Genomic DNA, 12,102 nt, shown 5'->3' on the forward strand with positions numbered 1-12,102 from the left:
CCTCATAAAAGGGTATTAGCTAAATTATAGCTGCAATTTTGCTGATGTATTGATAACCAACCTAATGGTAATGTCCTTCTGTTTTACCTCTAAAAAGAAAATAGGCATATAAAGTATATGCAAGCAATATGGGTAACATGATAGCCACACCGACCAATATAAATACTAGAGTCGAAGATGGGGCTGCCGCCTCCCAAATGGTAATCTGACGTGGAATCAAATAAGGATAAACACTAATCGCTATACCGATATAGGAGCACAAAAAAATGACAATGCTGTAAATAAAAGGCTTGCGTTCGTCAGAAGTATTTAAAGATAAGTTTCTCCAAGCCAGAAAAATGGCACATGCGGTAATTAAAGGAAGTGGGCTTAACAATAAAAAATTGGGAAATTGATACCAGCGATTGAAGACTTCAGTGCTATGCAACGGAGTCCAGATACTAACAAACACTAAAAAGAAACTCACAGCGATCAGTAACCCTCGGGCATAGTGGACCATTTTACTCTGAAGTTTGCCCCTGCTTTTGATAATCATCCATGTCGCTCCAAGAAGCCCGTAACCACATATTAGAGCAACACCAGTAAATAAGCTAAAAGGAGTTAACCAACTGGACTGAATAATTGCCATAGTCTGGGGATTGATTGAAAAACCTTGAACAAAACATCCTAAGATGACTCCTTGAAAAAAGGCAGCAGCAATCGAACCAATCGTGAATAACCAATTCCATATAGGTTTCGATTTATCCGCTTTAAATCGAAATTCAAAGCTAACTCCACGAAAAATCAAAGCGATTAACATGAACATGATAGGGATATAAAGAACGGGCAAAAGAGCCCCATAAACCAGAGGAAATCCGCCATAAAGTATGGCGCCACCAAAAACAAGCCAGGTTTCATTCCCATCCCATACTGGGGCAATTGAATTCATCATCTTATCCCTTTCGCCTTCACTACTGGTAAAAGGAAATAAAATTCCGATCCCTAAGTCAAAACCATCTAAGATGACATACATCACAACAATAAAGGCAAGTAATACAGCAAATATAAGTGGGAGCATTATTTTTTCTCCACATTTAAATCAGTCATGTATTGAAATGCATGATCTTCGACTCGTTCTTCCTCAATGACTTCCGGACCTAAACGAATGAGTTTCAATAAATAATACAGATAAAACCCAAAGACAACTCCATAAGCAAGAACAAGCAGAACAAAAGAGATAATCACATCTTCGACACTGATTGCAGAGACGGCATCATGGGTTTTTAATAACCCATAGACTACCCATGGCTGTCTTCCAATTTCAGCTGTGAGCCATCCGGAAATGCTGGCTATAAAACCAAGCGGTGTCAGTACAAAACACCAATAGTGGAACCATTTTGCCACATAAATTTTGTTCTTATAACGAAGAAACATTCCAACAACAGCTGTTGCGAACATCAGAAGTCCAATGCCGACCATAATTCTAAATGTGAAAAATACTGGTGCAACTCTGGGTTGTTGGTCAGGTGGCACAGAGTCTAACCCAACCATTTTTCCATCCCAATCATGCGTATTGATAAGACTTGCAAGTTTAGGAATTTCAATAGCATAGTTATTCTTTTGTTCTGCCTGAGAAGGCCAAGCAAACAATACTAATGGAGCCCCGTTTTGAGTATGCCAAAGCCCCTCCATCGCCGCAGTTTTAAGCGGTTGATATTCTTTAACCTTGAGGCCCACAACATCACCAACACCAATTTGAACAGGAACAAGAATCAAAGCGGCCCAAAGTGCAAAAGACATTGTTTTCTTTGCTGTCTCCACTGATTTTTTGCGAAGCAAATAATAAGAAGCGACACCCATGATGACGAAGGAAGTTGTCACATAAGAGGCCAGAAGCATATGGATAAAACGCGAAATAAATGAAGGATTCATCACCACTGCCCACCAGCTAGCGACTACGTACTTCCCGTCGATTAACTCATACCCGCTAGGCGTTTGCATCCACGAATTTGCAGACATAATCCAAAATGCAGATATAGTTGTGCCGATGGCAACCAGAAAGGTAGCCATAAAATGCAGTAGCGGTGGTACTCTTTTCCAACCAAAGAGCATGACGCCCAAAAAACCTGCTTCAAGGAAAAAGGCAGTTAGCGTTTCATAGGCGAATAATGCACCTAAGACATTGCCGAACTGGGTAATAAACGGACCAAAATTTGTTCCGATTTGATAGGCCAGGACAATGCCTGAAACAACCCCCATTCCAAAGGTAAGTGCAAAAATCTTGGTCCAAAATTTGCAAATTTCAAGGTAAACTGTATTTTTAGTTTTAAGCCAAAAGAATTCCATAATGACCAAAAATAAGGCCAACCCCAAATTCAATGTTGGAAATAAAATATGAAATCCGATGCTAAAACCAAATTGGGCACGTGATAGAATTTCCACAAGCATTTGAACACTCCACTCATTACTGTCAGAGTTTTGTAATGCAGCCGCTTAAATTAAATCAAGAAGAGTAACTAACTAATGACAGATTTAATCTGCATCTAACCATGCAGCCTAACTGCATTACTGCTCCAATAGTATATTATTGTACAAGTATAAAAAATTATCAAATGCATTCTCTTTTTTATTAAAATAATGATAAATAAGCCTAGCTTGACAAGAAACGTCTTTTCAATGAACAAAAAATAGTGACTTTTTAATTTTTATCCTACATCGCCATGCTCAAATGAAATTGTAAAGCACAGTAAGGGATAATAATGATCGGTAAAAGCGAAATTCTCTTAAAATTATCCGATTATCAAAAATCGGTATTGAACCTAAAACAAAACTGTGACCAGCTTACCCTTCATTTTGAAATGAATACAGAACGCTTCTTCACCCCCATCCCCATTGATGAACACTCAAAATTGCGCCTTGAACATGAGTCTTTGAAGCTTAAGGTAGCTCCATTTCTTGGGAAAAAGGATCAATCGGATCAGGAGCAGCGAAAAGAAATCAACTTCTTTTCCAAAGCACCCTAAACGCTTAAACTCTTCTGGCTTGATGGCCTAATGATTAAAGCAAATTACGTTCATTAAGCACAGGTACAGTTTTGCTTAATCCAGAAAATACTTCATTAAATTTAGTGGCTCCATGTAGCGTAATCAAGGTAATTGCTGGAAAAGCTAATGCAAACGACCTGAACTCATCTTTAAAACCAAAACAGATAAATAATGGGATTAGAGGTAAAAAAGCAGCCCAGAAGTAATTACGATATCTTTGTGGCGACTCATTCCAGACGTGTTTAAAAAAAATAAATAAAGGTACTGCAATCAATGGATTTTGCAGACTTGGAGTACGAACACCCTCAGCGATTACATTATAAAACTTGAAGAAACTGGTTGGTTTCGTCCAGAACGCAATATTTTCACGAAAGTGATATTCAACGAAATTTCCAAGATTAGCCTCATAACCACTCATGATATAAAAACGACTGGCAAAACAAATAAGCAACTGCAATGCCAAATCGATCAACCGTGTTTTTAAAGTAACCTGTTCTGGATGAAGAAAAAAAAGGGCTAGTGGTACCAAAAAAAATGTTTCTTTATTAAAGGAAAAAACCGCAATACAGATCGTATACATAATTCTCTGTTGCTTCAGTACGAAATAACAGGCACACAATATACCGAGCAATTCTATAAAATCATAATAATAACCATAAGTTTGAAAGGTCAAAGGATATAATAGGCTGAAGCTAATCATAAAAACCAAAGCTTCCCCAAAACTCAAATGATGCATGCGTCCTAAGAGATAAACAATCAAAAGAATTCCTATGGTCGCTAAAACAATAGTCAAATACATGAGATTGTATGTTATCGCAATCACTGGGGTCCAAGAGCCGATAGACAGTTTTGAAAAGTAATGCGATCGAACTGAATCTTTTCTATTAATTAATTGAAATAACTTTTTTTGATTATCCAAACTCAATTGCTCAATAAACCATTTTATTCCTCTCGGTAAAAGTGAGCGATAAACAAAAGGTTTATGAGCATCTCCATTCATCATATTTATAAGATTGGTTCTGGTGTCATTTTCATGGAATCCAACTTTTAAAAAAAAACTATTGGTAATGTTGCCGCTACATATCAGGATCAACAGAAATGGAATTGAAAATCTACAGAATCTTAGATAAAAAGAGTCATTGACCAAAATATTTCTTCTCCATAAGTGCGTGATGAGGGGTTATGAGGCTTATCACAAAACTAAAGCACCCTCTTTAAAAAAATATCGAGACCGAATGAGAAATCATCAGGCATCCCGACTATTTTGGAGCCATACTTTAAATGAAAATGCCTGGCTTGAAAATCAAAAGTATCAGATCCAATAAGATTTAACCTGACAACCCTAGGAATAAAAGCAATATTGTGGGATAATAATTGCCCAATTTAACCAATATTCGTCTGATTGTATGAAAATAAAAGCAATTGTTTTAATGATCACTATTTTTTTTCCTGTCGCTTTATTCGCTGGTTCATCGAATTGTCCTTTATCAAACGGAATCAATGTACATACCAAAACGCGAACTTTAGCTATCTGTAAACACGGCTCTGTAATTAAGAGCTTTAAAGTCGCTCTCGGATATAAAGGCGTCGGTAAAAAGAAAGCGGGTGATAATAAAACCCCCATTGGTTTATATGGGTTAGCTCATCCAAGAAAATCCAATCAATTTAAAGTCTTTATTCCAATTCTCTATCCCACTGCAAAGCAATCAGCTGCAGGATATACAGGCAGAGATGTAGGAATCCATGGGCCCACCCAGTCTTCTGGATGGTTTAGTTGGTTAAACAACTTACCCTACTCAACGCGTGGATGCATTGCTGTTGGCAAAAATACCCATATCGAGTATGTGGCTAATTGGGTAAAAGCCAATCCAGGGACTAAGGTTTTAATTATCTAAGCCGAGATTAATTTGTGTAACGTATCGTTCTCATCATCTATTTTGGATGCAAAGATCATTCAGAGTGACGGCGGAAGTAAACCTAGAGCGCATCTTAAAATATAAATAGAAGAGTACTGAGGGAACAATTTATCCCTATACCCTCGTAATAAACTTTTTTTATTGAATAAAAGAAGCAGATTAATTTATAGTTGGCCCAACATATTTTTTGGTACCCGACTCGATGCTTACCGTAAAACAGTTAAAAGAACTGCTCAGTGTCTATCAAAATCAAAAAGCAATTTTTTCTCCTAACCTGGATGCGAAAACACTGCGGATTATGCAGCAGGAATCTGCTTATACCTTTTCCTTTTTTACACAATTAATCAAGGGGCGGGATGATAATTCTGCTCTTGATAAAGACGCCATAATCATCAGGAACTATCTTAAAACACGTTGGGGATTGCTGAAAAAATCGAATCTAGCCTATACCCGCCACCCTTTCTTACCTGCGAACCAGTTCTGTCTTAAAATAGCAGAAGCCATTGCGGGTCCTAAAGCAGCAATATGTCAGATTTTAATGCCTGGTGTTGTTGGTTTGAATCGAGAAAGCGCTGATCTCAAACTTGAAACAGAACAAGAGGGACATTTTGAACTTGAAAATTATATTACCAATCAAGCCCATACCAAACTGATACCTATAGCAGAATTCTTCCAAACTGCAAAAGTGGATAGCAATCTCGTGATTGCTGATTTCCAACCATCAGCAAACCAAGTGGTCTATCAATTGGGCGGTAGAGATATGCTCAATCTAGAACAGGTTGCTGGCAAGGCCAGTGAAACATTTATTCAAGTATTAAAGAAACAACACCGTCAAAAATATGATAATAATTCTATCGGTTTTGCCCTACATGAATTAGCTTTGGAGCTTAGAAAAGCCTCCGTTGCGGATTCAGGAAGGGAGGAATGGGCGGATAATGAGGTTGTCGCCGGAGCAATTAAAACTTTTTATGAACTTTGGCGCATGCTCTCCCGAGATCTCAGTTTACCCGAAAATACAGATTTAGATCACAAAACGCCAATTAGACAACTCAGGCTGAAAAGTTATGGCCGTGTCGAACTGACCCTTGAGAGTTATTTATTGGCTTTATTTGTTCGCCATAAAGATTGCCTACTCACCGAGGAAGAGTTTATCCGACAACAACAAGAAGACATTTTTCCTTGCGCGCATCAAATCTCTAATTGCCTCTTTGAATTCCTGAATCAATATCCAGATCTCTATAAAGTTCCCATAGATGCTCAAGCAACTCAAGCGAAAGAAGACTTACCATCCCTAACTTCATTGTTGGATGAGGTATTAGAAGCCTTAACACATCGTCCCCAAATGTTGGATGGTGAGGATGAGGGATTGCTTGAGCAATTGATTCAGTTAATTGGAAAAAGTTTAGAATACCATGATATAGATTCAGAATATGATGCTACAGAAGCAGCAGCCACTTTTATAGAACCGTTGATTCAAAGTTTTCAGGATTTCATCTATTTGACCGATCATCCTACACTTTTTAAGGAAGTGGCAGATGATGTTCAGCCTCGTTTTGCTGAGCTCAAATCGGTCGAGAAAGTCCATGAGTTCATCCACCTGTTCTCAAAAGAACAGCAACAATTGATTGTTGATGCGCAATTTAAAGCACTTATCCAAGAATATAATACTAAGGAGAAATTTCAAAAATTAATCGGCAAACTTGTAGAGCCTGCAAAAAGTAGTTTGAGAAAAAAATATGCAGCACAGCTGGCACCTTCAATTACCTCTTGTCAGGACTTTTTGCAATTACATAAAAAAGCAAGCCCAGAGTTACTTGATGAAGTGTTTGCATTCCTAGAAGAGAAATATCCGGTACTGCTCAACAGCTATGATAATACATGCCAGATTCTTCAAGCACTTTGGTGCAGCAAACAACAAAAAAAAGTTCTAGCGTTTATTAGGCCTAATTTATATCAGTGGTTAAATCCCGATAATTACACTTCATTCCATCAATTTTTACTAAGCTATGACACAGCAGCACTTCATCGTATGATGGCTGATGAAATAAACAGTCATATTACCTCTTTTAAAGAATGGACTACACTGTATGTTGCCTGGAGCAATCATGATGCAATTCAATCTGCTCTATTAGAACAATTTTTTTTGCAGTTTAAGGATGAAATTAAAGATGGCGATGCACTAATTTCTCTATTACAAAAAACGGGAGACAACTCTAAATTAAAAGTACTCGAGAAGTTTTTCTCGCTGATTATCTCAAAAAATCTATTGGAACAATGCTTGGCTTTGATGCCCAGAAACACACACGAACGCCTTTTATCAAAAATTCCTTTTGATTGTTTTGTCTCTACAATTTCGGAACTGCAAGAAATTGCTGATTTGTTCCAATCTGACAAACTACGCCAAATTATTTTTGCCCAATTCAATCCAGAGAAATTAAATTGTACTAAAGAAGAGTTTGCCTCATTAACACAACTCAAATTCGAACTCAAAATGTTAGAAGAGTTCGCTCAACGCCTTGATCCCCAAAAAGTAGTGACTCATTTAAAAGATTACCTTGTGAGAATGAGAGTGTCCGGTTGTGATTATTCAATGTTTAGATCACACCCAAATAAAAAAGTGGGAATGGCTATCCAATTAATCAGTCAATTACAAAATGATAGTTTAAGTACGTTAGAAAAATTGAATGCATTAAGAGAGGCTCAGCAACAAATTGCAAATGAATATAATTCGTGGGGAACAACTTCTAATAGTCAATTATATTCGATCATTAGTGATAACTTGAATAAAGTGGTCGCAAGCGAAGAGGATTCTTTGGATCCTGGGCAATCGTTGAGTAGGTTCCATCTATAGTGACAGTAAAATAGTTAAATGAGTTTGGTGTCGAGAGATTCAACGTTAATCATTATTCACCCATAGTAGGATTATGTGTGAGTAATAACCGCTTATAAAATCTTCAATGCGCTGCTTCATGATCTTTTCCATTATGAAACGAGCAAATGATTACCCTAATCCAATCCAATAAAATCAGATGGTTCATTCTCAATAAAGCGTTTGATTAATTGTTGCCAAAAAGGTCGATATAAAATATCAAATAAAGGGTGTGAATCATCCACAGGAAAACAAGGTCCATGATTTGCTTCCAATAACCAAAGTTTATTGCCCTCTGCTTCAGCCATGAAATCAAAGCCGAAGCAGGCAATTCGCGGTTGGCTATCTTGCCAAATCGGAGTAAATTGATTTTTCAATGCCTTTATCAATAGTTGGCAAATAGAAACAATAGTCATCTTATAAGGTTGAAAAATGGCAATTTCATCGCTTAGGCGTTGCACCACATTAAGTCGTTCCTCACTAAGATGCTCGTTGGTAAGATGAGCCTCCAGTTGATTGAAGTTATCTTCTTGATACGGTTTTAAGGCAATATTCACATAGCCACTCGGAAAAAGTGCTGAGCCTGCATGTGTCGATAAGACCAACAATACGCGAATAGAAAATTTATGCCCCAAAGTGGGTCCTTGAATCAGTTGCGGCTTAACAATATAACGTTGCAAAACTTGGGCCCCTCCCATTCGCTTATGGGAAAGAAAATGAGCTTCAATGGCATTAAGATCATGAAAGATATGAATATGTTGTCCGTTATTTAGCATGGACGGTTTTAATATCCAAGGTGTGTTGGCAGGCTGTGAGTTACTGATATTATCCAAAACAGAAGGCCAAATCTCATCATCGATGAAAAAGGTCTCTGGCATCAAATATTCGAGATGATTTGTTTGGAGAAATGCCGCAAGCAGATGCTTATACTCTAAGGTTTGACTAATCAGTGGTGAAAAATGGAGCCACTTCTCATTCACTGACGCCAGCGCAGAAAACTTACTTGGCCTCCATCCTTCGGCCTTCAAGAAGCGAGCTAAATTAGCATGTGTCGGTGTTTTATCTTCTACTAAATGAAATTTTCTCATAAACTTTCATAATCATTGTTTTAATTCTGTTTTTCATAAAACAAGTATAGCCCTCATTAGACGAACGCATACTCGCGTGAAGGATTCACACCTCACGCTTTACATCAATACATCCCTTTGATGACTGGTCAAATAGCCTATATAATCTTTGTTACACAACTCAAAATCAATGGCTAAACGAGACTGACCATTGCTATGGCTAAGGATACCCATGTTTCGATCCTCTTTAATAATTGCACTAATGACTTTTAGCATCATCACGCATGCAACCCTCCCTGCAGATCCAATTCAACATTGTTTAGATGTGAGAAGACTTGTGGATTTTACCTCAAGACAGAAAATGGCTGCCAAAGAGCCCGGTGTGTTGCGGTTTAAATTTCATAAAATTTCAGCTTCAGAACTGCCGTTAGAGAACTCTGCGGGCAATATGGATGAAGTGATTCAAGCGTTAAATAATCAGATTGAAAACTGCACTAAATACCATGGTGAATTTAAAACAGTGACTATTGCTGGCCATCAGTTTAACAGACAAGAATGGTGCCTCGAAGCCAACAAAAAAATGCTCAGTATTGCAAAAGCTGCCCAAGGCAATTTTCAAAAATATTTAGCGAGCATCAAAAATGAATTTGATTGGTATAAAAGCGATGGTTGGCCTGAAAATCATGCGGGATTTAAAAAAGGTGAATTTCAATTCACAGCCTATTATGCGCCAGCCGCTGTTGAGGCTCGCACCAAACGGGGTGGAGGATTTTTATATCCTATCTACAGTAACCCGGGTGTTGTCAATGCAGCTTCAGAATGCAAGAAATTTAATTTGAAAGGTCCTCTTTGCGGAGTTGACCCGCTTACTAAAATACCGCGTGGATTTTGTTTGAAAAATGCTGATGGCACCTACTCTATAGCACCAGACCGCGAAGAAATTGATCATGGGGCTTTAAATCCGAAATATATAATTGGTTATGTCAAAGACCCAAATGACCCTTCTTTTTTAATGCTTCAAGGCTCTGGTTCATTAATTCTCGATGGCAAAGTATTTCGTATTAATTACGATGGCGCCAATGGCAGGCCGCGTACCATGCTGGGACGCATAGTCCAATGTGCACAAGACCCAACCTGTGGTGGTAACCTGGATGCAATGGAACGTTGCGCTAAAGATCCTAAATGTCATGATGAAGCAAAGTTACGCTGTAACCTATCTAAAGAGATTAAACTCAGCGGCGCATCAGAAAAGCGAATACGCCAATATCTCGATAACCCTCTAAACCGCGATAAAGCTGCTGACTTGCGAAATCGCGATCAAAGCTTTGTATTTTTTACTAAAGAAGCTGGAGGCCCATATGGTTCTGAAAATATTTCGCTCACACCCCATGCTTCATGCGCAACAGATCACCGCGTAATTCCTGTTGGAATGAGTTTTATCTACAGCTGCAAAAAGTCTACTTCATGGTGTGTAGCCCAAGACACAGGCGGCGCCATTGTGGGGGCTCATGTTGATGTGTACAAGGGTGAGGGCAATCAAGCCGGTGTGGAAGCAAATGCGCTCAATCACTCAGGCACATTATTTGTGGCACTGCCAAAAAAATGAATCGAACCTCAAGCAACCTAAATTTCATCTGCTACAGCGTTCAGGGAGCACAAGGAGAGCGGCATTAAAACACGAGCCCACGCGGCCAAGCCGCTGGGCGTAGGCAACAATATGCTCCAAAGCGAGCCGCTCACCACCAATCCACTTCCCTAACAGGTGATTGTAACTCTCTCTTTAACCATTCAGGTTTAAGGTCACAACTCCATCCTGATTTAATACGCCTCCTTCTTTGTCGCCAAAAATAAAGATAAGTTTGGTTCTAAAATCGACAGCACACTCCCTCACGAGGCCATGGAGGGTGTAAATCGATTTAGAGATTCAGCAAGCGTAAGCTAGACGCCCCCTGGATTAGTTAAAAGAACAGAGACAATAAGGCCTTGGTTTTCTTACTGACAAAACACCTTGGAAAAGGATGAATCATCTAATTTACCTCTCAATTGTACACGGTGTTTGACAGACTATAAACAGACTTATCCACAGAAAATGTGAATAACTTTTAGGGTATTATTTGGATCTAAAATTAGAGTCAAGCAGATTCTGTAAGGGCTTTTATGAACGGTTGATTACTGATTGATTATCGATTGAAATAAATATCCACAGACTTGGATCATTTTGAAAAGGAATTAGGCGTAGCTATCTTATACAAATAAAAAGTAAAAAAACAGTCTTGACTCAAACTATTTTTCGTCTTTATTTGATTTTGATAACTCGATGAACCATATGCTTAAATAGTTTATTAATTCAGAGAATAAAATTGTATTGGGTTGCTTCACTTGGTTGGCTATGACGAACTAATAATCATTAGACCCTGTAAAAGGGACTGCAGAGCAAATCGTTAACAACTCTTCAGGGTGTTTCACAAGATATGTGGGTTGGTGCTTTAATAATGTTTTCTCTGAATTGTAACCCCAGGTTACAGCGATTGATTGAATATTATTTCTCTTTGCTGCCTCAATATCTCGGGTTTCATCTCCAATATAAAATACTTTGCTTTTATCAATTTTGTATTTTTTGAGCGTTTTTTTCAGTAAATGGCGTTTAGAAAAACAATTCGATTCATCATGGATAAAATTAAAAAAGTGGTGAATTTGATGCATGTCTAGCCATAGAAGTACATTTTCAACTGAATTAGAAGTTAAGATGCCCAGTGAATATCCCGAGTTATAAAAAGTCTCAAGGATTGTTGGAATATTTGCAATCGGCTTCAAATTGATCATTTGTTCGTGTAAAAGATACCTAATCTGTCGTATTAAGGAAGGTAATTTATAAAAAGAAATCCCTAAAAAATTGATTAATTCTCTTGATGAAAGATCGCGAAGGGATTCAATTTCATGTTCTTTAATCTTTCTGAAGTTGAATTGTTCCGCCAATAAGTTGGTTTTTTCAATGACGCAGTCAAAACTATCCACTAGCGTACCATCAAAATCAAAAAGTAAATGCATGAGTTAATGTCCTGATATGGAGCGATAATTTGGAATTCATACAAGCTAATAATAGATCCAATCCTACCTATTAAGCAAACTTAGGAGTTAGGACTTTTACCTTGCCGAGCAACAAAAAACCAACATCGATCAGAGCCATTTTCTACGTTGGTTTAAAAATTACTATGCTCAGATGAAAA

At 38.0% G+C, this 12,102-nt stretch carries 9 protein-coding genes; 4 read left to right on the plus strand and 5 right to left on the minus strand.

Annotated features, from left to right (window positions below; all coding sequences use genetic code 11):
* Positions 1 to 61: 61 nt before the first annotated feature.
* Together cydB and OQJ13_RS03540 are read right to left on the minus strand one after the other, a co-directional pair.
* Positions 62 to 1,057 (minus strand): cytochrome d ubiquinol oxidase subunit II, encoded by a 996-nt coding sequence (gene cydB / locus OQJ13_RS03535; RefSeq protein WP_265709215.1) that lies wholly within the window; start codon positions 1,055 to 1,057, stop codon positions 62 to 64.
* A complete protein-coding gene (locus OQJ13_RS03540) occupies positions 1,057 to 2,427 on the minus strand; it encodes a cytochrome ubiquinol oxidase subunit I (RefSeq protein WP_265709217.1) in 1,371 nt (456 codons plus the stop codon). Before OQJ13_RS03540 ends, cydB begins: the two co-directional genes overlap by 1 nt.
* A gap of 311 nt (positions 2,428 to 2,738) precedes the next feature.
* On the opposite strand from OQJ13_RS03540, the gene OQJ13_RS03545 reads away from it, so the two are divergent.
* Positions 2,739 to 3,002 (plus strand): hypothetical protein, encoded by a 264-nt coding sequence (locus OQJ13_RS03545; RefSeq protein ID WP_265709219.1) that lies wholly within the window; start codon positions 2,739 to 2,741, stop codon positions 3,000 to 3,002.
* A gap of 34 nt (positions 3,003 to 3,036) precedes the next feature.
* On the opposite strand, the gene OQJ13_RS03550 is transcribed toward OQJ13_RS03545, so the two are convergent.
* A complete protein-coding gene (locus OQJ13_RS03550; protein ID WP_265709221.1) occupies positions 3,037 to 4,026 on the minus strand; it encodes a hypothetical protein in 990 nt (329 codons plus the stop codon).
* A gap of 403 nt (positions 4,027 to 4,429) precedes the next feature.
* Here OQJ13_RS03550 and OQJ13_RS03555 point away from each other — a divergent pair, with 403 nt between their 5' ends.
* Both OQJ13_RS03555 and OQJ13_RS03560 read left to right on the plus strand, forming a co-directional pair.
* The gene (locus OQJ13_RS03555; protein WP_265709223.1) at positions 4,430 to 4,918 is read left to right on the plus strand and encodes a L,D-transpeptidase family protein; all 489 of its coding nucleotides are present in this window, start codon (positions 4,430 to 4,432) and stop codon (positions 4,916 to 4,918) included.
* Between the two features lie 223 nt (positions 4,919 to 5,141).
* Entirely contained in the window at positions 5,142 to 7,790 is a 2,649-nt protein-coding gene (locus OQJ13_RS03560) for a hypothetical protein (protein ID WP_265709224.1), read from the plus strand.
* Positions 7,791 to 7,945: 155 nt separating this feature from the next.
* On the opposite strand, the gene OQJ13_RS03565 is transcribed toward OQJ13_RS03560, so the two are convergent.
* Positions 7,946 to 8,896, minus strand: coding sequence for a tubulin-tyrosine ligase (locus tag OQJ13_RS03565; protein WP_265709225.1), 951 nt, complete (start codon positions 8,894 to 8,896; stop codon positions 7,946 to 7,948).
* Positions 8,897 to 9,107: 211 nt separating this feature from the next.
* On the opposite strand from OQJ13_RS03565, the gene OQJ13_RS03570 reads away from it, so the two are divergent.
* Entirely contained in the window at positions 9,108 to 10,481 is a 1,374-nt protein-coding gene (locus OQJ13_RS03570; RefSeq protein ID WP_265709226.1) for an MltA domain-containing protein, read from the plus strand.
* 791 nt (positions 10,482 to 11,272) lie between these two features.
* Here OQJ13_RS03570 and OQJ13_RS03575 read toward each other — a convergent pair.
* Positions 11,273 to 11,923, minus strand: a complete 651-nt coding sequence (locus OQJ13_RS03575) for an HAD-IA family hydrolase (RefSeq protein WP_265709227.1) — start codon at positions 11,921 to 11,923, stop codon at positions 11,273 to 11,275.
* Between the last annotated feature and the right edge of the window lie 179 nt (positions 11,924 to 12,102).

The organism is Legionella sp. PATHC035 (assembly GCF_026191115.1).
GTDB lineage: Bacteria > Pseudomonadota > Gammaproteobacteria > Legionellales > Legionellaceae > Legionella.